Annotated in this window: 16 protein-coding genes and 1 pseudogene; 11 read left to right on the plus strand and 6 right to left on the minus strand. The window is 46.1% G+C overall.

The genetic code is table 11. From position 1 onward, the window contains the following. Positions 1–41: 41 nt before the first annotated feature. A complete protein-coding gene (locus tag D908_RS11095) occupies positions 42–308 on the plus strand; it encodes a hypothetical protein (RefSeq protein WP_005516070.1) in 267 nt (88 codons plus the stop codon). On the opposite strand, the gene D908_RS11090 is transcribed toward D908_RS11095, so the two are convergent. Then, a complete protein-coding gene (locus D908_RS11090) occupies positions 299–1,369 on the minus strand; it encodes a GGDEF domain-containing protein (RefSeq protein WP_005524142.1) in 1,071 nt (356 codons plus the stop codon). The two genes, D908_RS11095 and D908_RS11090, sit on opposite strands and share 10 nt — an antisense overlap. 127 nt (positions 1,370–1,496) lie before the next feature. After that, positions 1,497–2,747, minus strand: coding sequence for an SGNH/GDSL hydrolase family protein (locus D908_RS11085; RefSeq protein ID WP_005524144.1), 1,251 nt, complete (start codon positions 2,745–2,747; stop codon positions 1,497–1,499). Between the two features lie 789 nt (positions 2,748–3,536). On the opposite strand from D908_RS11085, the gene D908_RS11080 reads away from it, so the two are divergent. Together D908_RS11080 and D908_RS11075 are read left to right on the plus strand one after the other, a co-directional pair. Next, positions 3,537–5,771, plus strand: coding sequence for a leukocidin family pore-forming toxin (locus tag D908_RS11080; RefSeq protein ID WP_005524146.1), 2,235 nt, complete (start codon positions 3,537–3,539; stop codon positions 5,769–5,771). A gap of 323 nt (positions 5,772–6,094) precedes the next feature. Then, positions 6,095–7,741 carry a methyl-accepting chemotaxis protein gene (locus tag D908_RS11075; RefSeq protein ID WP_000586212.1) on the plus strand — a complete coding sequence of 549 codons (1,647 nt, stop codon included), beginning with the start codon at positions 6,095–6,097 and terminating at the stop codon, positions 7,739–7,741. 100 nt (positions 7,742–7,841) lie between these two features. On the opposite strand, the gene prtV is transcribed toward D908_RS11075, so the two are convergent. After that, complete coding sequence (gene prtV / locus D908_RS11070) at positions 7,842–10,598, minus strand: M6 family metalloprotease PrtV (protein ID WP_005524147.1); 2,757 nt, start codon at positions 10,596–10,598, stop codon at positions 7,842–7,844. Between the two features lie 78 nt (positions 10,599–10,676). Next, complete coding sequence (locus D908_RS11065) at positions 10,677–10,949, minus strand: hypothetical protein (protein WP_032467579.1); 273 nt, start codon at positions 10,947–10,949, stop codon at positions 10,677–10,679. 611 nt (positions 10,950–11,560) lie between these two features. Between D908_RS11065 and D908_RS11060 the strand changes: the two genes are divergently transcribed. From D908_RS11060 to vctC, 5 genes and pseudogenes are all read left to right on the plus strand, one after another. After that, positions 11,561–12,319, plus strand: a complete 759-nt coding sequence (locus D908_RS11060; RefSeq protein WP_000336880.1) for a class II glutamine amidotransferase — start codon at positions 11,561–11,563, stop codon at positions 12,317–12,319. Positions 12,320–12,508: 189 nt separating this feature from the next. Then, positions 12,509–13,420, plus strand: coding sequence for an iron chelate ABC transporter substrate-binding protein VctP (gene vctP / locus D908_RS11055; protein ID WP_000803035.1), 912 nt, complete (start codon positions 12,509–12,511; stop codon positions 13,418–13,420). 51 nt (positions 13,421–13,471) lie between these two features. Then, positions 13,472–14,410 carry an iron chelate uptake ABC transporter permease subunit VctD gene (gene vctD / locus D908_RS11050; protein ID WP_005524151.1) on the plus strand — a complete coding sequence of 313 codons (939 nt, stop codon included), beginning with the start codon at positions 13,472–13,474 and terminating at the stop codon, positions 14,408–14,410. Continuing rightward, positions 14,400–15,351: pseudogene (gene vctG / locus D908_RS11045) on the plus strand (iron chelate uptake ABC transporter permease subunit VctG). The gene vctD and the pseudogene vctG overlap by 11 nt, the downstream one beginning before the upstream one ends. A 2-nt stretch (positions 15,352–15,353) precedes the next feature. Then, entirely contained in the window at positions 15,354–16,118 is a 765-nt protein-coding gene (gene vctC, locus D908_RS11040) for an iron chelate ABC transporter ATP-binding protein VctC (protein ID WP_000615309.1), read from the plus strand. Between the two features lie 6 nt (positions 16,119–16,124). Here vctC and D908_RS11035 read toward each other — a convergent pair whose 3' ends face one another. Further along, positions 16,125–17,132 carry an AraC family transcriptional regulator gene (locus D908_RS11035; protein WP_032467581.1) on the minus strand — a complete coding sequence of 336 codons (1,008 nt, stop codon included), beginning with the start codon at positions 17,130–17,132 and terminating at the stop codon, positions 16,125–16,127. Between the two features lie 85 nt (positions 17,133–17,217). Between D908_RS11035 and vctA the strand changes: the two genes are divergently transcribed. From vctA to D908_RS11020, 3 genes are all read left to right on the plus strand, one after another. After that, positions 17,218–19,209: a TonB-dependent iron chelate receptor VctA gene (gene vctA / locus D908_RS11030; protein ID WP_000350338.1), complete on the plus strand. Its 1,992-nt coding sequence runs from the start codon at positions 17,218–17,220 to the stop codon at positions 19,207–19,209. A gap of 57 nt (positions 19,210–19,266) precedes the next feature. Continuing rightward, the gene (locus tag D908_RS11025) at positions 19,267–19,569 is read left to right on the plus strand and encodes a DUF2218 domain-containing protein (protein ID WP_001146848.1); all 303 of its coding nucleotides are present in this window, start codon (positions 19,267–19,269) and stop codon (positions 19,567–19,569) included. Between the two features lie 269 nt (positions 19,570–19,838). Next, positions 19,839–21,032: an acetate/propionate family kinase gene (locus tag D908_RS11020; RefSeq protein ID WP_005524158.1), complete on the plus strand. Its 1,194-nt coding sequence runs from the start codon at positions 19,839–19,841 to the stop codon at positions 21,030–21,032. Positions 21,033–21,117: 85 nt separating this feature from the next. Here the strand turns inward: D908_RS11020 and tnpA are convergent, their stop codons facing one another. Next, positions 21,118–21,555, minus strand: coding sequence for an IS200/IS605-like element IS1004 family transposase (tnpA, locus tag D908_RS11015; protein ID WP_005524159.1), 438 nt, complete (start codon positions 21,553–21,555; stop codon positions 21,118–21,120). Positions 21,556–21,576: the final 21 nt, after the last annotated feature.

Below are 21,576 nucleotides of genomic sequence, written 5' to 3' on the forward strand. Positions count from 1 at the left end.
AATGAGAATCAATATCATAAACAAAAAAGATGTTACTTAATATGCTGTCACTTATTGCTCCGCTGCTTTTTATTGGCTTACTTGGTTTCAAGTTAAGGATGAATTATTGGATCTTGGCGGGACTTATTCTGTTTTCCCTGTTGCTTGGGAGTTTAGGGGGCGTCAATTTACTGCCCGTGTTGGTTGTGCTGTTTTTTATGGCGCCTGTTTTGCTTGCTTTAAAACAGGTGAAATGGCAAGGCGTCTTGTTCGGTATCGGAATCTTACTCCCTCAACTTGCGCAAATCGTCATGATCAATCAACGATGACCATGCGAATTCAAGAGAGAATCACATTGTTGAGCGTTTAGCTCAATCACATGCTTTTCGTCTGAACATACCCGGTTTTTGCCCATTTTTTTGGAGTGATACAGAGAAAGGTCGGCACGTTTAAACCATAGCTCAGGGTCGTCAGTTCTCAGCACTTCCGATAATCCCACACTGACGGTCACTTCTGCATGTTTAGGGTAGTGTGTTTTCTGGATCCGACAGCCAATATGGCTCATCACCATAGTGGCTTCCGCCAATGAGGTATTTTCAAAGAGTAATAGAAACTCATCTCCCCCTAATCGAAAGAGCAAATCTAACTCCCGGCTGTTTGTATTAATGATCTCAACCACTTGAGTAATCACTTTATCGCCCGTGTCATGACCGTACATATCATTGATGGTTTTGAAATTATCGATGTCGATCACCGCAATCACCGAAAACTCATTCGCCAACTGGCAGTGCCGAATACTCTTGCGTAAAAAACTATCAAGCTGATGGCGGTTGAGTGTGCCCGTTAAAGCGTCACGAGTGGAGAGATAGAACAGCTCTGCGTGCAATTTACGCAGAGCGTCGACAACCACATACATAATGGCGGCGCTGGTGATGATCGCGAGGCTAAAACGCAAAGTCACCTCAGAGGTTTGATGTGGGATGAGCGCCCAAATGCTTGCGGGAATGATAATGAAGATAGTGAATAAGTTATCTTTCTGCGGAAGCAAGAACGCAATGGCGATGATGACAGGGAAAAGCCAGTAACTGGCAAGAGTGCCAAAAATATGGATGGCCAACACGACTATGATCACCACCAAAGAGAGTGGCAGACGAAATCCCCACGGTGTTTTCTTCTGGTAATAGATGGCCGCAATTTCAAACAGTAATGAGCATTGAAACACAATGATCAAACCGCCAAGCAGAATTTGTCCAATCAGCAGGTTTTTGATTGCCAGAGGGAAAAAAGTCAAACTGGAAATAAAGGCAATGAAGAGCGACACCCGACGCTGATAGTAGAGATTCAGCAATTCTGAGCCGGTGAAAGCAGGAGAGTGATTGGTTTTTGTCATCTCAAATGTGCCATCTTTCCCTTTTCTTTAAGGCTATGAACAGAATGGCAATAATGCAAAAATTCTTGTGCAAATACGTGGTGTTAAGGATAGGAGTTTATCCTATCCTCAAGCTTACACCGGGTGCTTAAAGTGGGAATTGTCCCATTTCAGTGGCGAGGATGTGTTGGGCAATGTAACGGTGAGTTGCCGTAGTAGGGTGGGTGACTTCCCAGAACACGAAACGATCAGAACCTTGCGCTGCACACTCCGCAGAGAGGGAGTGGGAGTACAGGTAATCGGCCGCGGAACTGCGTTGAATATCCAAACAGGGTGAACTTGCATTCGCAAAACCGTGTTGCTCAGGGTTGGCCGTCATGCTGTCAAACAGTGCGTGGGCATCAAACAGAGCGATACGGATACCTTGCATTTGGTAATAACGGGCTTGCTCGCGGATAAACGCATTCATGCCGATGATCTTGCTGCGAACCGTTTCGATTTGCTCTTGGGTCGAATATTGAAATTGTGGTGCACGCGTTGCATCAGGCAAAGTGAGCAAAACAATATTTTTTGCCCTTGCATCCACAAGGCGAATCAAGGCAGAGCTGTAATCGGCCTTCACTTCGGCTAATGAACGGTTGTAGTTCATAAAGTCATTTAGGCCAAACTCCAACGTAAACAAGCTGTTTTCTGGTTGGTAATTTTTCGCCAGTTGCATGTAAGTTAGGTAAGAGCTGACTTGCTCATAAACACCCGTAAGTGCGACATATTGGTTACGCCCAGCCGCGCCACCAACCGCCCAGTTATAAATAGGCACATTCAGACCTTGCGCCAAGTATTCAGTCCAGACAAAACCGTTTGAGAAATGCCCTAGGAACCAAGAGTTAGGGTTAGGGAAGCGCCATTGTGAAGCATTAAAAATGTTGCCTGTATCGGAAAGACTGTCACCAAAGACGATCACTTTGTTGATCTTGTTGGGTTGGGCAGCTGAATCATTATTCCAGATGGTGTGGTTGTAGGAGGCACGAGTATCCGCCGCAAAATAAGTGATATCAGCTGTCTCGTGTGTGACACCAAGCGTTTCATTACAACGCTCTTTGATCGCGTCAGGCTTTGCATCGGTATAGAACATATTTTTATGGCTGATACTCGACCACCAGTAGCCATTGATCGTGTAATCACTGCCATCAGCATTTTTCGCCCATTCCCAAGTGGTGTAAGGATCATCATGCGTTGCAGCCGGACGATACCAACAGCGGACATAAGTGTAGGTTTGTTTGCCTTGTGCCTGTTCCACTTGAGCGCGAGTCACGGGTTGTGCCTCAGCCCATGGTTCAGTTGCTGCCGTGGCAGAAAGGCTAGCCAAGCCAGCTATTAGTAGAGAGAGTCTTGTTTTCATCGTTTTCTTCTTATTTGGTTGAAAATACACACTGCAGATCTGGTCAGATCTCTCTTGTATTGTGAATGAGACATTTGTCTCGTCAATGAGAAGTGCTCTGTCATTACTCAGGTTGGAAGTAAGATCAACCTTGCGTATAAAGTCTCCTATTATTCTGTTCATAATTGATCTTTATTTTTCATATTAATGGACTTAAGTGATATTTAATGATTGAAAGTTAATCACTTAATGAATTTCTATTTTTATCTATTTAATTCAATCTAATTTAGTTCAAATTAAATTAGTGCGAATGAATAATGTAAATATCCAAAAAACAAATTGGGAATTAATAGTTGTGTGAAGAATTAATTCTCGCCAAATAATAAGTTTTCAAGCGTGAATTTGTGATCTCCTGTTACTATTTTCTGTTACAACTATTTACTTTTGGCATGTTTAGGGATATTCCAATAAGTGTGGTGGCGGAGAATATAAACGTATTCTTTCAAATAAAAGAAGTTGAATATTCTGTCAAAGGGGTATGTGTTAAGGCGTAGTTCTGCCCCAAGCCACACACAACATCAAGGATGACGACGGTAACCCACGAGAAGCATTCAAACTGGGTTTGCTCGATGATTTGAACCTGCTGTGGTGTTGATTAAATTTATCCTCTTAAAGCATAACGCTTAATTATGTGCGTAGTGATGAATGAATTTCCCGCTAGTCTGTTCTTTCAGTGGTTCGAGTTAATTCACTTTGTTTGAAAATCTCTCTTCTAATAACACTAAAAATAACTGAATCAGTGAGGTTTATATGCCAAAACTCAATCGTTGTGCAATCGCAATCCTAACGATATTCAGCGCAATATCTAGTCATACTGTGTTCGCGAATATCAGTGATCCCGTTGGTGAAGCTGTTGAAATTATTAGCCAAGTCGCGGATAACCACGCAATAAAATATTACAACGCTGCAGATTGGCAATCAGAAGAAAGCCAATTACCCAGTTTAGCTGAGTTGCGTGAGCAGGTGATTAACCAGCAGTTGCGTATCTTGGTCGATTTCAGCCAGATCTCTGACCCTGATCGCCTAACCGAAATGCAGGTGAAGTTTAGAAAAACCTATGGTGTTGGGTTTGCTAATACATTCATCGTAATCACTGAGCATAAAGGTGAGCTGCTGTTTACACCGTTTGATCGTGCGGAGGATGTGGATCCAACACTGCTGGAGGCCCCACGTTCTGAGCGTGTGTTGAGTCGGTCACGTCGCTCAGTGTCTGCCAATAATGTCACTAACAACAATGAAACGAACACGTTGCCGCACGTTGCTTTTTACATCAACGTAAACCGTTCAATCAGCGATGAAGAGTGTACTTTCGCCAATTCTTGGCTATGGAAAAATGACAAAGGCAGTCGTCCATTTTGTAAAGATGCCAATATCTCATTGATTTACCGTGTGAACTTAGAGCGTTCATTGCAGTATGGCATTGTGGGTTCGGCAACTCCGGATGCCAAAATTGTGCGTATCAGCTTAGATGACGACAGCACTGGCGCGGGTATCCATCTCAATGATCAACTTGGTTATCGCTTTTTCAAAGCAGGATATACGACGCTCGATGCTTACTTCCGTGAGTGGTCAACGGATGCGATAGCGCAGGATTATCGCTTCAGTTTTAACGCTTCGAATGATAAGGCGCAGATTTTAAAGACTTTCCCGGTCACTAACGTCAACGCAAACTTTGAGCGTAAAGAAGTCTCTGGTTTTGAGCTTGGTGTAACGGGCAGTGTTGAAGCGGATAAAAATGGCCCGAAAGCTAAGTTGGAAGCGAAAGCCAGCTACACGCAAAGCCGTTGGTTGACCTACAACACGCAAGATTATCGAATTGAGCGGAGTGCGAAAAATGCGCAAAACGTTAGCTTTACTTGGAACCGCCAGCAGTACGCAACGGCTGAATCTCTGCTCAACCGTTCAACGGATGCATTGTGGGTGGAAACGTATCCTGTTGATGTGAACCGCATCAGCCCGCTGAGTTACGCCAGTTTTGTGCCAAAAATGGATGTAATTTACAAAGCGTCACCGAAAGAGACGGGGAGCACCGATTTTGTCATCGACTCTTCGGTCAATATCCGTCCTATCTATAATGGTGCTTACAAACACTATTATGTGGTGGGTAGTCATCAGTCTTATCACGGGTTTGAAGATACGCCTCGTCGTCGTGTGACAAAATCGGCAAGCTTTACTGTGGATTGGGATCACCCTGTATTTACTGGTGGTCGTCCAGTGAATTTACAGCTGGCGAGCTTCAACAATCGCTGTATTGAAGCTGATGATCAAGGTCGCTTGATGGCAACTACCTGTGACAGTCAGCAAGCGGCGCAATCTTTTATCTATGATCAACAAGGTCGTTACGTGAGTGCAAGTAACACCAAGCTTTGTCTGGATGGTGAAGCGCTGGATTCTCTGCACACCTGTAACCAGAACTTGACCCAACGTTGGGAGTGGCGTGAAGGTTCTGACGAACTGAGCAATGTGTTTAACGGTGAAGTATTGGGACATGACAAACAAACCGGGGAACTCGGCCTTTATTCAACAGGCAGTGATGCAGTGAGCCTACGTACGATTACGTCTTACACCAATGTTTTCCATGAACAGGAAAGCTCACCCGTGCTTGGTTTAACCCAAGGGAAAGTGAATCAGCAGCGAGTAGAAAAGGATAACCAACTCTACGTACGTGCAGGTGCCGCCATTGATGCTTTAGGAACTGCTCCTGAGTTGTTGGTTGGTGGTACGGGCGGTAGCATCACAACGGTTGATCTCACTGGGCTTAGTTCTATCACAGCGACTTCTGGCGACTTCAACTTCGGTGGCCAGCAGTTGGTGGCATTAACCTTTACTTACCAAGATGGGCGTCAACAAATGGTCGGTTCGAAAGAGCACATCAGCAATGCTCATGAAGATCGCTTTGACGTACCGACAGGAGCCAATATTACCCAAATGAAAGTTTGGGCAGATAACTGGTTGGTGAAAGGTGTGCAGTTTGACCTGAACTAAAATGTGATTAATGCCCTGATAATTCAGGGCATTAATGTTCATAATACTTTTAATGTTTCTTATTGACTGATTTGTCGACTTATAACCTGAGAAACAGAATAATTTTGCAATACCAATACAAATGCTGATTTTCTTTAGATGATTAGTAAGATTTTTAACATTAAGGTAACGGTATTCAATAACAATATCCCTTTCGGCTTGAAGCAGCAGCGTTAAGTCGCTTGGGTATATAAGGCGCGATAACGCGCTTTCTGTGTTTGCCCGCAACCCTACCATTCTTATCCGTGGGTAGACCATTTTCTTCTGAACGATAGGTATGAGTCATGATTATTAATAAGTTTTCCCTTAAGTGGATGCTGGCAATAGCCGTTGCTATTCCGGCTGTTGCACTCTTGTTTGTTGCTTTAACCAGTTTAAACACCATGTCAGTGATGCAGGCGCAGTCCAACAGTTTGTATGCCAATACGGCAGCACCGATGCGTGCCATGGCGGAGGCAACCTCACGGATCCCCCGCATGCGTGTCGGGATCGATATGATGTTGTTGCAAGAAACCGCATTGAAAGATGCGAAAGGGGTGCTCAAACGGGTGGAAGAAGCGCGCACCGAAGATATCCCTGAAATGCGCCAAGCCATGCAGTTGGCGGTTGATTCGCAAGTTAACCCTGAATTGAAAGAACAAGCGCGAAAACTTCAGGCACGTTTTGAGCAAATGGTGCGTGAAGAGTTAGAACCTATGCTGCAAGCATTCGCCAGTAACGATATGACCACCGCGCAGATTATTTATCGCGACAAGTACGCGAAAACGTATGGCGAGATGCGCAAACAAGCCAACCAAATCCTTGATACCTTGCTTCAACAAGCTGAGCAGCAAAACCAAGCCAGTGTGGCGAGTTTCGAAGCGGGGCGTATGAAACAGATGGTGATCATTGCCGCGGGTCTGATCATCTCTTTTATCACTTCGTTGATCATCATTACGAACCTGCGCAGTCGTGTGGCTTACCTTAAAGATAAAATGAGCACTGCCGCCGCGAATCTTTCTTTGCGCACACGTATTGAACTCGAAGGTAATGATGAGCTTTGTGATATTGGCAACAGCTTCAACGCCTTTATCGATAAAGTGCACCACTCGATTGAAGAAGTGGCAGAAAACTCAAAAGAGCTGGCCTCAATGGCCTCCAGCGTTTCACAACGAGCGCATACGACTCAATCTAACTGCGCTTCGCAGCGTGATAGAACCGTTCAAGTGGCAACTGCGATCCATGAACTTGGCGCGACAGTCTCCGAAATTGCGTCTAATGCCGCGATGGCGGCTGATGTTGCTAAACAAGCGACGCTTCACTCCGGCGAAGGTAAAAAAGTGGTTGGAGAGGTTCAAAATAGAATTCAGACTCTCGCCACAGAATTGGATAACGCAACACAAGTGGTAACTTCTCTGGCGACCCAAATCAACGGGATCAGTTCGACACTCGATACTATTCGTAGCATTTCAGAGCAAACCAATCTGTTGGCACTGAATGCAGCGATCGAAGCCGCGCGAGCGGGTGAGCAAGGCCGCGGTTTTGCTGTCGTGGCGGATGAAGTGCGTACCTTGGCGAGCCGTTCCGCAGCCTCTACCGAAGAGATCCAACAGGTGATCAATCGTCTGCAAACGGAATCCAATCGCGCGGTAGAAGCGATGGAAAAAGGCCGTTCGCAAAGTGATGTGGTGGTTGAGTTCTCAGCCAAAGCCAACCAATCTCTCACTGAGATTAATAGCCAAATTGATCAGATTAACGATCAGAATATCCAAGTGGCAACCGCTACCGAGGAGCAGTCTACCGTTGTTGAAGACATCAATCGCAACGTGGAAGATATCAACCAACTGACTTCGGAAACATCACATGTCGCGGATGAGCTGAGCCGTGCTAGTGCCAATCTGCAACGTCTCTCATCCCAGCTCGATAAGCTGGTGGGTGGCTTTGAGCTGTAAGTCGGTTTACTGCTCGATCCTGTAAGAAACCTTAATGCCTGAGACTCAAATAAAAAGGGGCACCTGAAGGTGCCCAAATCCACGGAAGGAGAAGAAAGAACTACAGTTTTACTTTGATAGTTTTAGTGGTGACTGCACCACGATCATCCATCACCTTAAGCACCACATCATGTTCACCATAGCTTGGGAAGATGCTGCTAAACATACGGCCACGTTTGATTTTGCCATTTGGCAGTGTCCATTCCGTATCGACGATGCGACCATCGCTATCGGTGCTGGTTGACCACATGGTGACCCAACGGCCTAAGTGAATATAGCTTGCACTGGCGTCTGGCAGCGCATTTGGCTTTTCCACTTTAATGGTTTGCTGATGGGTATCCGTTGCGCCTTTATCATCCGTCACGGTTAACGTTACCTGATAGCTTCCGGCATTCGCATAAGACCAAGTTGGAGCGGCTTCTGTACTGGTTTGACCGTTACCGAAATCCCATAAGTAGCTGGCAATGCTGCCATCACTGTCACTGCTGGTATTTTGTGAAGTAACCGATAAGCCTTCGACTTTGAGTTCGAAGCGAGCAACTGGTGCGATGTTTTCCGTTGTCACTTTAGAAAGACGAACCACACCGTATTCATTCTCTTTGCTTTGTGAGAGCAAATCGATCTTCAAGCCAAATGGCATCACTTTACGACCAGAATCTGGTGCTTGTGGTGAGCTGTAGTCTTGATCATCCGAGAATGAAGCGTTAGCGGTTAAGTTCATGTCTTCCAATGTATTGCCATCTGTCGTGGCTAACTTCAATGGTGCTTGGTCAAACAACGAGAAGGCGGCATCACGCACTTGGAAACGCGTTTGTGCAACTTCGCCAGTTTTTGACCACACCAAGGCGTTTTGGTCAGCATCCACAACCCCTAACCAACCTTCACCCGGATGTTTTCCTACCCAGTTGTCAGCGTAAGATTCATCCACATACCACACCAGCAGACCGGGTTCGAATGACATCAGTTGCCCAAAGCGTTTCAAATTCGCCAAGCCTTGGTCAACATCGTTATGGCTACGCCATTGCAGCAGGTAGTAGTGGTTAGCTTCATGGAAGCCGCCATTTTTGGTAAAGCCATTGAAAGCAAAACTTGATTCACCTTCGGCGTTATCGATCAGGCTTTCATTACCATCCACATCAAGACGTAGGTCATCCACATACAGACCTTCCATAGCGAGGCCGCCATCGGTCACGTAATCAAATGCCAGTTCAACGGTTTGTCCTGCCCATGCAGAAAGATCAAACTGTGCATCAATCCAACCTGCAGAATCACCGGAAATTGCGGGCGCTAAACCTGTGTTGTACGGGTCGTCCATAGTGGTGATACTGCCAGCGATTTGCTGACCGTTGATCAGCACGCGAGCAAAGTCGTAATCTTTTTCAATCTGGAACCACGCTTTAAAGCGCAGTGTGGCGCTGCTGCCTGCCGGGATCGCCAACTGACGACTCATGCGGTTTTTCAAATCATCACCACGATTGGAGTAGAAAGAAAACTCACCTTCAGCGGGTTTGATGCCATCCACACGTTTGATTGGCAGAGTTACTTTCACCATGTTCGGGCGAGCGTTGTCTGTGGTTTGGAATAGCGTCATAACGCGAGGTTTGGCTTCCAGTTCATTGATCGAAAGCTGTTCATGGTTAATCCAGCGACCTCCAATCGAGTTTTGTAAGAACTGCTTCGCCCATGAGCTGAATGCGGTCGGTTGCGTACCCCCAATTTTTCCAGCCCAACTGCCGGAAGACATGATTGACCAGTAAGACACGGGCTCTCCAGCCCCTGTGTATTGGGTGTCATACTCATCCGGTAGACCTAAGTCATGGCCGTATTCGTGGGCACAAACCCCCGCGGCGGCATCAATCGGTTGAATGGTGTAATCGAATGCGGCGTATTGGCCGCCAAAGCGTCCTGGCACTTGGCTTTGCGTGCCTTCTAATACGTGATAACGGCCTAAGTTAAAGCGGTGCGACCAAATCGCCTCTTTACCCAGCACACCACCACCAGCTTCTTCACCCACCGACGCGTGGAAAATCATTAAATGGTCGATGACACCATCCGGTTCACGGAAGTTACCGTTACCGTTGTAGTCATAACGATCTTCGATATCGTAATCCGCCAGATTAATGCTTGGATCACGCGCTAACTGATCGAGGGCTTCACGCACCAATTCTTGTGCGTGTAGATCACTGTTGGTGGTGGGGGAGTTACCGCCGTAGTAAGCCGCATTTTTCGAGGCGCGATACCAGCCCGCAGCTTGGCCTGAGACACTGTAAGTTTCGCCGGATTCACTTTCGTAATACTGGCGCATAGAGATAAAGTTTTCACCATTAGGCCCGGTGTAGCCTTTATCGGAGAACAGCAGATCTTGGTAGTGAGAAGGTTCATAACGGTCGTAGAGCATTTCGGTATGCTCTTTGGTGAGGCGGTTATCATCCCATGGCAGATCGGGGAAATCGATCAGTAGAGCCAGCACTTTATCCGTCCGCTTCTGGCCAACATCTAATGCAAAAACGCGCGCTTTATGCGGGCCTTTTTGCTTATCGATCACTTTGAGAATTTTGGCACGCTGTTCGAGCGCTTTTTTGCCAAATTGCGCATCGCCTTTAAAACCCGAACGTATTTTGTCATCCAAATAACGTTCGAGTGCGATACGTTTATCACTGTCAGAAGCATCAGCAGAAATTTGTCCGGTGCGAACTAACATCTCAATTAATTTGTCCTCATTCACCACACCTAAATCGATGGGTGTTTGAGCATATAAGCCACTGCTAAAAAACGTTGCTACCGCGGTAGCGAGTAGTGTTTTTTTGATTGTTTTCATTTTATTTCCTTAATATTTCCTTATTTAAGGTGTGACAAGGCCAACCGAAATTATTCGGTTAACCAGATAGAGTGATAATTACTGCGTGTCTGGATTAATACAGCGCTGTTTTAATTCATCAGTCTCTACTGAGGAATTCGTGTTTTCTTCATCCGTAGTATGGTTTTTTTTCTTATCAAATTTTTGCTGTAAGTATATTGAGAGTGCTTTTTGCTGCTGTTCATAAGATAAGTCTTGGCAGATGACGCCTTGTTCAACCAGTGAGGCAATAAGCCTTTCATCATCAGGCTGCACATTGGCCAATAACAGTGTTGAGTGGAAAGCTACCCATAATCCTAATAGGCTTCGCATGATACACATCCATATGTGAATTATTTGTAACAATTTATGTTCCTCGGAAATTCATAGCAAGGATGAATTATTCACGCTCTGAAATAAAGTCACATTTACAACAAATTTGGTAAACAAAGCAAAATTGGATTAATTTATAAATAAAACAGCTAAATATGCATTTATTGAACATGAATAAATGACATCCATGTCGATATAAATAACTGCAATTGTTACTTTGGTTAAGTAAATTGCTTATCGTGATGACAGTAATAAACCAATAAAAATTAATTTTGTTTTTTAATTATGCTGAGAATTTATAGAGAAAATTAGTATGCACAATGATAAAGAATTTGATCTTGCTTCATGTATCTTTTCAGAATTAAAAATGAAACCCGATCGAATGAGTGAGCGCTTTTCTTACTGTCGATCAAAACGCTAGCCGTATTGAGGTGAAATAGAGGAGCGTTTTAAACGTTTGAAAGGGTGGTGGGGATTTGAAGATGTGGCTAATCAGGCCTTATGCAGCAAGCTTTGGCCTTGAACAGGGTTATATTTTTCTGGCCGTATTGCACCCTGTAACTAAACATGCTTTATTGAAATCAGAAATACTTTTTTACAGGACGTGTGTTATGTGTCGCTGGCTGGCTTATCAAGGAAGCCCCATCTATTTAGAGCAGTTAGTTTATCAACCGGAACATTCCTTAGTTCATCAAAGTTTAGAAGCGCGCAAAGCTGTTACCCGCGTCAACGCGGATGGCTTTGGGTTAGGTTGGTACACTGAACGCAGCACGCCGGGGCGCTTTCACGAAGTGTTGCCCGCGTGGGGGGATGAGAATCTACGCTCACTGGCACATCATATTCGCTCGCATCGTTTTATGGCGCATGTTCGTTCCTCAACCGGCACGCAAGTCTCTCGCTCGAATTGTCACCCTTTCATCTATAACCATTGGATGTTTTTACACAACGGCCAAATCGGTGACTATTGTGCTGTGAAATACGAGTTGGAGCGTTCTCTGCCCGAGCATTTGTATATCCGGCGGACAGGGACGACAGACAGTGAGCTGATTTTCTTATTGATGCTCAAAAATGGTTTAGAGCACGAACCTGTCGAAGCGATCCGGCAAACCATTGGTGAAATCGAAACCTTAATGGCGAGCAAAAGTGTGGTAGCGCCGTTTAAAGCTTCTATCTGTATTTCGGATGGAGAGCAGTTTTGGTTAGTGCGTTACAGCAGCGATAGTTTGCCACCGACTGTGTACCGAAAACCGTGGCAAGATGGAATTATTCTGGCTTCAGAGCCTTTGGATGGATGCCCCAATTGGGTGCTGGTGGAGCCGCAGACCATCACGCATGTGTCGGGGGCAGACTGCCAACAATACGCGATTTAAAACCTTCCCCAACTTTCCAATTGATTAAACTCTGGCCATTCACTTGAATTGGCTGGGGTTTCGTTGTTTCTATCGTCTTCACACGGTTGCATTGAGAAGTCAGTTTTGATTATAGTACGCACTCTCTTAATGAGAATAAGTATTAAAATTATTTACTTTGCCTATCTCAACTACCGTCGGAAGGAACATATGAAACCTCTTTTTCATTGGGCTACTTTAGGATTGCTGGCTTCGTTTGCAGTACAAGCCGAAACGGTCACGATTGAACACCGTTTAGGGAAAACAACGCTAGAGCAGAAGCCACAACGTGTGGTGGTGATCGGCGTTGGCGCTTTGGATGCAATGGACAGTTTTGGTATTGAACCCGTTGCGATATCCAATTTTGATGGTATGCCAGAGTATCTAGCGAAATACAAAAGTGACCAATACCCGAAAGCGGGTTCGCTGTTTGAACCGGATTTTGAAACCATTTATACCCAAAAGCCGGATCTGATCATCATTGGTCCTCGTGCGTCAAAGAGCTACGACGAGCTATCGAAAATCGCACCAACCATCGTCTTTGCGGCAGAAGCTGACCAAGGCTATTGGCAAAGCACTCAACAGCAGTGGCGCAACCTCGGCAAAGTGTTTGCGATCGAATCTGCGGTAGAAGCCAAAATTGAGCAAGTTGATGCGCAATTTAAATCGATCATGCAATACAACCAACAGAACAAGAGTGATGCCATGTTGGTGATGAGTTCAGGTGGCAACCTGACGACGTTTGGTGCGAACTCGCGTTTCTCTTCTGTGTACAAAGATTTTGGTTTTAGCGAGACCGTGCCAGTGAGCAAAGAGAGCAGTCATGGTGATCTGATCTCTTTTGAATACATCCGTGAACACAACCCGAAAACCTTGATGGTGGTTGACCGTGATAAGGTCGTCAGCAAAGGGGAATCGAATGTTCGTCAAACGTTTGAAAATGATCTGGTAAAAGCGACCACAGCGTACAAAAACGGCCATATTGCTTATCTTGATGTTACTGCTTGGTACATCGCAATTGCTGGAGTGAAAGCCACAGAGCAGATGGTTGCCGATATGAAAACATCGGTAGGTATGCAGTAGTAGATGCAGAGGAGGGGAAACCCTCCTCTGGTTGACAAGCTGAGGTTAGCTTTGAAAAAGTTATTGCTTGTTTTAGGCGTGATGAGCTTTTGTTCACTGTTTGTTGGCGTGGGGCATTTACCGCTCGCCAGTTTGATTCAAGGTGATGCTGCCGCTTGGCAGTTGCTTCTGACCAGTCGAGTACCAAGATTATTGGCCATTCTCCTGTCAGGCGCGGGTTTAAGTATTGCTGGTCTTATCATGCAGCAAATCAGCCAAAACCGATTTGCCGCCCCTTCCACTTCCGGTACCGTTGAATGTGCCATGCTCGGTTATGTGCTGAGTCTCGTGCTGTTTGGTCATGGCGATAATTTATGGCTGATTTTTGGTGTCGCCATGTTGGGCACCTTAGTGTTTGTGTTTTTTATCCAACGTATTCAGTTTAAAAACGTCATTTTTGTGCCGTTAATCGGCATCATTTTTGGCAATGTGATTGATTCTCTCGCGACCTTCATCGCCTACAAATACGATGCGATCCAAAACCTTTCCGGTTGGGCTGTGGCTAATTTTGCCAACTTGCTTAAAGGTGATTTTGAATTGCTCTATTTGGCAATTCCGGTGGCGATTTTTAGTTACCTGTATGCCGCACGGATTTCCGCTGTCGGAATGGGGAAAGATTTTGCGACCAACCTTGGCCTGAAATATCAACAAGTGATGATCATCGGTGTGGCATTGGTGTCGGTGATGTCGGCGACCGTGGTGATGATTGTCGGTCAGTTACCTTTCTTGGGGTTAATCGTGCCGAATTTGGTCAGCCAGTATTACGGCGATAACCTGCGTAAAAATATTCCGCTCACCGCCATCTTTGGTGCGTTGTTTGTCTTGCTGTGTGATTTGGTGGGGCGAGTGATCATTTTCCCTTATGAAGTGTCGATTTCCATGATCATCAGTATCTTGGGTGGTTTGGTGTTTATTGCTCTGATTTTGCGAGGGCAGCGTAATGCAGGATAGAACCAAACTACTGCTGCTGATCGCCGTTTCGTGTGTCTTTGCCGCGCTGTTTATTGGCGTTGGGTTGAATGCCGATAACTATCAGTATTTTTTTGTCACGCCGTGTGCCGAAAGTGCTGGCGATGGTGTTTGCGGGCATTGCGATCGCGCAATCTTCATTGGCGTTTCAAACCATCACGCATAACCGAATTCTCACGCCGAGCATCATGGGATTTGACTCCTTGTACATGTTTACCCAAGTGCTAGTGGTGGTGCTGTTTGGCGGCATGAGCAGTATTGCGATGAATGTGTATTGGAATTTCTCACTTTCTGTTGCCGCAATGCTGAGCTTTTCTACCTTGTTGTATGCCTTTTATTTCCGAAGTGGGCATCGCAACTTGATCGTGCTTTTATTGCTGGGTGTCATCTTGGGGCAGCTCTTTTCTAACATCGCCTCTTTCTTTGTGATGTTGATGGATCCGAACGATTTTGCCTCAGTGCAAGCCAATATGTTTGCGAGCTTTAATAACGTCAACACCAAGCTGGTGTATGTGGTGTCCCCATTGCTGTTATTGGCCTGTGTGTTTTTGTATCGCTTACACCGCGTGCTCGATGTGTTTTGGCTGGATCAGGACAATGCGTTGAGCCTTGGGGTTGATGTACACAAGGTAACGCGCAATGTGATGTTGCTGAGTGCGCTGCTGATTTCGATCTCCACCGCCTTAGTGGGGCCGATCCTGTTCTTCGGTTTGCTGGTGACGAATCTGACTCGTGAATGGTTCCATTCTTATCGCCATTCCACTTTGCTGATCGCGGTTTCTGCCATGTCGGTATGTGCTCTGCTCGCAGGGCAGTGGGTGATCGAAAAAGTGTTCCATTTCGGTACTACCTTGAGTGTGGTGATCAATTTTATCGGCGGGATCTATTTCCTCTCGCTGTTACTTCGCAATAAAGTGGTTTAGCTATGATTCAACTGGAAAAACTCACCAAACATTTTGGCACTAAGCGCGTGGTGAATGACGCCAGTGCCCAGTTTGACAAAGGGCAGGTGACGGCGATTATTGGCCCGAATGGAGCAGGCAAAAGTACTCTACTTTCCATGGCGAGCCGTTTGGTTAACCGCGATGCCGGAAAAGTGTGGATCGAGCAACGTGAACTGGTGGATTGGAATACCAAAGCACTGGCTCAAAAATTGGCAGTCTTGCGTCAATCGAATGTGCTCAATATGCGTTTTACGGTACGTGAACTGACGGCTTTTGGCCGCTTCCCTTACAGCCAAGGGAAATTGACTGCGCAAGATGAACACATCATCAACCAAGCGATTGAGTACCTCGACCTAGAAACCATTCAACATCAATATTTGGATGAATTGAGTGGCGGCCAGCGCCAACTGGCGTTTATTGCTATGGTGATGGCGCAAGATACGGATTACGTGTTCCTCGATGAACCGTTAAACAATCTGGATATTAAGCACTCGCTGCAAATTATGTCCACGCTGCGCCGTTTAGCTCACGAGTTGAATAAAGCCGTAGTGGTGGTGATCCACGATATTAACTTTGCCTCTTGCTACGCTGACAAAATCGTTGCGCTGAAAAAAGGGGAAGTAGTAGCAACCGGTTCAGTACCAGAGGTGATCCAATCCGAAGTGCTGAGTGAAATCTACGAAACGCCGTTTAATGTGATTGAGATGCAAGGCCAGCGCTTGTGTCTCTATACTTTGCCGGAGTAGTTGTTTCTACCCAGCTTGTTTTAATTCCAAGAAAGCCTGCGGAGAAATGCCAAAGGCTTTTTTAAACGCGGCAGTAAAGTTAGAAGGGTGAAGATAACCCGCTTCATACGCCGCTTCAGTAATCGTCACTAACCCACGCTCTAATTGTTGGCGAGCCATTTGCAAACGTCGAAGGCGAATGTAGTGAGCCAGCGTCATGTTAAGTCGAGATTTGAACTTGCGCTGCAAATTGGACACGCTCATCGCATGCTGTTCGGCGAGCTGGTTCAAACAAATCTCCTCACGCAAATGCTGATCGATATAGCGTAGCAACTCGTTAATCACGCTTTCCGTTTGCGCATCGTGGATGTGAGCAGGTGCCGTTTCGTGTCCGGAGCATTGCAGTATGGCTTCATGAATCAAATTCCAAGTCAGTGCCTCACGCTCGATATGCTGGCTCAGTGTCGGCGAGGCTGGCGTTTTCAGTACCTCTTCTACCTTCTGCCAGCCAAGATCGGAAAGCGACAAACGAGCGAACGCTTTATCTTGCTGAATAAAGTTAAGCAGCGGGCAATCTTGAGTCGCGAATTTCTGTAGTTTATCGGGACTCAGGATGATGTTGAGTTTTCGCACTTGCATGCCTTGGTGTAGGCGGCGATGGAAAATACAAGGTTGTCGCAAGTTCACCATCAATGCTTGAGGCCCATCGTTGGTGCACAAGTCAAACTTGAGATCGTCATAGGCAAATTGCAGCGTTCCTTCTAACAGTAAGGTGATCACCAACGCGGGTGAGCTGGTGGTCATCACATCGCAATCCGTCAGCTCAAGGCTACAGCCGCCATGCAGAATAAAACCACTTGGGCTGGCGTACTCAATAAATCGACCTTGAGCCATCACAGGCTTATTCAGGTGTTGAGCAACAATTTGCTCATCATTTTCTTTGACGACATGACACGCCAAAGTGACAGTTTGCCGCTTGGGCATCGCCGGATTCTGTCTTTGCGCATTTCCCATAACTGATGTGCGATTTTGCATAACGGATTCAACTTCTCTATCGGTTAGGCTCAATTTAACATATATGCGAATCGTTATCATTTGTATTTTTAGGAATTGAGTTAGTATGGATATTTGCAAGAAGTCTGCGTTATGGCTTGCGATGACCGCAGCGATGTCAGCCAACGCGGTTGCCCAACAGAAAGCGACACCTGACACCACGCCAGAGCAGGAAAACGTAGTGGTGTGGGGCACAAAAGTTTCGAGTAGTTCGGAATCACTGACCACGGATGATTTGTCACTTAAGCAAGCGGATCATATGTCCGATTTGCTGCGTGATATTCCGGGGGTAGATGTAGGCGGAACGCACTCGGTCAACCAGCGCATCAATATTCGTGGCTTTGGTGAAACCGATCTGGACATTCGTCTGGATGGGGCTTCGCAGCACGCCAACATGTTCCACCACATCGGCAACTTAACGTTGAATCCAGACATTTTGAAATCGGCGGATGTTCAGGTGGGCAACAACTCGGTCACTCAAAATGGGTTAGGCGGTGCGGTGTACTTTGAAACCAAAAACGCTAAGGACCTGCTGGTGGGCGGCGAGCAGTTTGGTGCACGCATTTTTGGCGGCTATGCCTCTAACGATAGCCAACAAGGTTCGCTGACTGTTTACGGCCAATTGAGCGAAACCGTGGATGCCATGGTGTACGGTCAAGGCATTTCGCGTGACAATTTTGAGGATGGCTCAGGTAAAGAGACCTTTGGTGTTGCTGGTGATACTTACAACGTACTGGCAAAAGTGGGTTTTGAACCTGCAGATGGTCACCGTTTCCAACTCTCTTATGATGTGTATCGTGACAAAGGGGATTATTCACCACGCCCAGACATGGCGGGCACTGCAAACGAAGGTTTGACTAAAAATCGCCTGATTCCAACCCGTTACGATCGCGATACCATTACTGGCTCATATGAACTGAAGCAAGATCAGCATCGCGGTAAAGTCACCCTATACAGCAGTCAAACCGAAATTGATCGTGATGAAACCGTGATGGCTGGCGCTTGGCCGGGCAACCGTGTTTCTCACAATACGGCAACCAACCGTAACATGGGGGTGAATGCGCTATTCCAGTCAGATTATGAACTGGTCGAGTTTCGCAACCAAGTGACGTATGGTTTGGATTACATCGATCAAACCAGCAAAGCTACTTATGGCAGCACGCCATTTATGGAAGAATCGGCCATTTCCACCGCATTGTTTGCCGAGAACAAGCTGTATGTCACCGAGGCTTGGTCAGTCACCGCTGGCCTACGTTTTGATGATTTCCAACGTAAAGCCATGACGGGAAGTAAAGATTTTGATGAACTGACTTGGTCACTGGGCACGGAATGGGATGTGAACAGCGATTGGACACTGTTTGCCAACGCCCGCTCGCTGTTTAAAGGCCCTGAGCTACTGGAAACCTTCGTTCGCTATCAAGATGTTGCCCGTTTAGCTGACAATATCAAAGCGGAAACTGGCCTGAATACTCAAGGTGGTGTGCGCTTTGATAAGAAGTTTGGTGAGCATTTTGTTGGCGCTAACTTCACCCTGTTCAACACCAAAATCGATGATCATATCCGCACCAGTAACAGCTATCTGATCAGCAATGTGGGGGATATGGAAATCAAAGGCTTCGAGCTGAGCACGACATACGCGTATCAAGCCGCGAGTGCCAAGTTCTCTTACGCTCGCTCAGATGCAGATGACGTCACTAATGGTGGTCCAATGCTCAACTCGGTGGGTTCAAGTGCCGACATGGGTGATAGCCTTGCACTGACGCTTGGTTACCAAGCCGATTCGATCGATACCCTGTTTGGCTGGACGTCGATTGTGGTATTGGATGAAGACAACGTGGTTGCAGGTTCAGACAAGAAAGAAGGCTATGACGTACACAACCTCTATGCGCAGTGGACGCCATACTCAGTCCCCAATCTTGTCCTGACTTTCGGCGTGGATAACGTGTTTGATGAGCTCTATGTTTCTCATGCATCACGTATTGGCTTAGCGAGAAGCTTTGTGGCCGATGATTACGAGCCGGGCCGTAGCTACAAGTTGTCTGCCGCTTATCAATTCTAATTTCTCACCCATATTATCAAGCCCGCATTGTGCGGGCTTTTGCACTGGAAAAATTCTATGCCATACCAATCAAAAGCCATCTTACAATCCGAACATGTTGCCAAATACTTGGTGACTTTATGCCGCCATTTTGCCCGCAAAGTTCCAGCTACATGGGATGAGGTTCATGGGCGAGTTGAATTCCCCGCTGGTATCACCACCTTAACCGTTTGTGAGCAAAGCCAAACACTAACCTTTGTGTGTCAGGGAGAAAGTGAACAAAAAGTGGCCGCTCAGCAAGCGGTGATCAACGCACACATCGATATGTTTTCACGCCGTGAATCGATCACGCTCGATTGGCAAGCGATACCGTTTGCATAGTCACTAAGCATCATGTTGTCTTTCGGCATTCATCCCTTACTGCATCAGCGTTCGTGGTCATTGACGAACGCTGTTTTCTTTCATTAAAAATTGAAATATTTCTCGGCTAAAAAGAAATCGGTTCTTGCTTAAGATCAACAAAAAAACGTTTCTATTGCACAAAAAACTAAAACAAAGTTGAAAGATTAAAAAAATATTGAATAATGCTAGTTCTATAATGACGAAGCAAAAATGCTTCCCTTTAACGTCTGAAACAGGATACAGCCCCCATGTCGAACTCGTATGTGTTGGTCATAAACTCTGGTAGCTCATCATTGAAATTTGCAGTGATTGATTCCCAAACGGGGGACGCTCTGATCTCAGGCCTCGGCGAGTGCTTCGGCCTGCCTGAAGCTGTGATCAGTTGGAAATATCAGGGTGAGAAAACTGAGGAAGCGATTACCGCAGCCGATAATCATCACCAGCATGCGATCAACCGCATTGTGGGCTTAATGGAAAGCTTGGGCTTTGCTCAAGACTTAGTAGCGGTAGGACACCGTATTGTGCATGGCGGTGAGAAATTCACCTCGACCGTTCGTATTGATGAAGAAGTACTGGCAGAAATCGAAAGCTTGTCCGATCTTGCTCCGCTCCACAACCCAGCCGGTGCGAAAGGTATCCAAGCTGCTATGGCCGCTTTCCCAAGCTTGCCACAGTTTGCTGTGTTTGATACCGCCTTCCACCAGACTATGCCGAAAAAGGCATTCACTGGTGCTATCTCTCATGAACTGTACAAACAATACGGTATCCGCCGCTACGGTTTCCACGGCACTAGCCACTATTATGTAAGCCGTGAAGCGGCCAAGATGCTGAATAAGCCAATTGAACAAGCCAGCTTCATCTCGGTTCATTTGGGCAACGGTGCTTCAGTTTGTGCGATCAGCAACGGTCAATCAGTGGATACCTCAATGGGCTTCACCCCATTGGCGGGTCTGATGATGGGCACACGTTCAGGCGATCTAGACCCAGGCATCATCGAATTTTTGATGAAAAAAGGCTGGAGCCAAGAAAAAGTATTTGAAACTCTGAACAAGAAATCAGGTTTCTTGGGTGTGTCCGGCCTCACTTCTGATGCTCGCGGTATTTTGGAAGCGATGGAAAACGGTCACGAAGGCGCGAAACTGGCGTTTGAAGTGTTTACCTACCGTGTTGCGAAATACATCGGTTCTTACCTGATCCCGCTAGAGCATCTGGATGCGATCATCTTCACCGGTGGCATTGGTGAAAACTCGCTGCCGATTCGCCGCGAAATTCTAAGCAACCTGAAACTGCTTGGCTTCGTGGAAGATGAAAAAGGCAACGAAGCGGCTCGCTTTGGTAACGCTGGTATCATCGCCAAATCTGAACTGCTTAACGCAGTGGCTATGGTGATTCCGACTAACGAAGAATTCGTGATTGCTCAGCAATCCGTTGCGCTGCTGTAATCATCTCTGCAATATCTTAATAAAAATCCGCCTTCTTAGAAGGCGGTTTTAATATAAGCCCCCCTAAAAGGGGGCTACGACGCTGTTAATCTCTCAACAACTCTAGCTGCTGCTCTTGCTCAAGCTCTTTTTTGTCTTGGTGACGAACATACCGCCTGATGATTTCTTCATTTACACCAACCGTATCTACAAAATAGCCTCGTGCCCAAAAATGATTTCCCCATAACTTTTTTCTGATATGTGGAAACTTGTTAAATAATCTAATAACACTCCTACCCTTTAAAACTCCCATCAATGTCGAAATGGATACTTTCGGTGGAATTATGGCAACTAAGTGGATGTGATCTGGCTGAACATTTAGCTCCAATACTTCACAATCTTTCATATTACAAAGAATGTAGATCGAACGGTTCAGCTCTTTCGCCACATTGCCTTTTAAGATCTTAAAACGAAATTTTGGTGTCCAAACGATATGATATTTACAACGCCAATAGACGTGTGATGAACTTCGATAGTCGCCCATGTTATTTGACTCCTCTTACTT

It is taken from the genome of Vibrio mimicus CAIM 602 (genome assembly GCF_000338875.1).
Lineage (GTDB): Bacteria > Pseudomonadota > Gammaproteobacteria > Enterobacterales > Vibrionaceae > Vibrio > Vibrio mimicus.

Coding starts and splice junctions, on each gene's coding strand:
- D908_RS11090 (WP_005524142.1), bottom strand. CDS start 1,369: ATGACAAAAACCAATCACTCTCCTGCTTTCACCGGCTCAGAATTGCTG.
- tnpA (WP_005524159.1), bottom strand. CDS start 21,555: ATGGGCGACTATCGAAGTTCATCACACGTCTATTGGCGTTGTAAATAT.
- D908_RS11060 (WP_000336880.1), top strand. CDS start 11,561: ATGTGTCGCTGGCTGGCTTATCAAGGAAGCCCCATCTATTTAGAGCAG.
- D908_RS11075 (WP_000586212.1), top strand. CDS start 6,095: ATGATTATTAATAAGTTTTCCCTTAAGTGGATGCTGGCAATAGCCGTT.
- vctP (WP_000803035.1), top strand. CDS start 12,509: ATGAAACCTCTTTTTCATTGGGCTACTTTAGGATTGCTGGCTTCGTTT.
- prtV (WP_005524147.1), bottom strand. CDS start 10,598: ATGAAAACAATCAAAAAAACACTACTCGCTACCGCGGTAGCAACGTTT.
- D908_RS11085 (WP_005524144.1), bottom strand. CDS start 2,747: ATGAAAACAAGACTCTCTCTACTAATAGCTGGCTTGGCTAGCCTTTCT.
- D908_RS11065 (WP_032467579.1), bottom strand. CDS start 10,949: ATGCGAAGCCTATTAGGATTATGGGTAGCTTTCCACTCAACACTGTTA.
- vctC (WP_000615309.1), top strand. CDS start 15,354: ATGATTCAACTGGAAAAACTCACCAAACATTTTGGCACTAAGCGCGTG.
- D908_RS11035 (WP_032467581.1), bottom strand. CDS start 17,132: ATGCAAAATCGCACATCAGTTATGGGAAATGCGCAAAGACAGAATCCG.
- D908_RS11025 (WP_001146848.1), top strand. CDS start 19,267: ATGCCATACCAATCAAAAGCCATCTTACAATCCGAACATGTTGCCAAA.
- D908_RS11095 (WP_005516070.1), top strand. CDS start 42: ATGCTGTCACTTATTGCTCCGCTGCTTTTTATTGGCTTACTTGGTTTC.
- D908_RS11080 (WP_005524146.1), top strand. CDS start 3,537: ATGCCAAAACTCAATCGTTGTGCAATCGCAATCCTAACGATATTCAGC.
- vctA (WP_000350338.1), top strand. CDS start 17,218: ATGGATATTTGCAAGAAGTCTGCGTTATGGCTTGCGATGACCGCAGCG.
- D908_RS11020 (WP_005524158.1), top strand. CDS start 19,839: ATGTCGAACTCGTATGTGTTGGTCATAAACTCTGGTAGCTCATCATTG.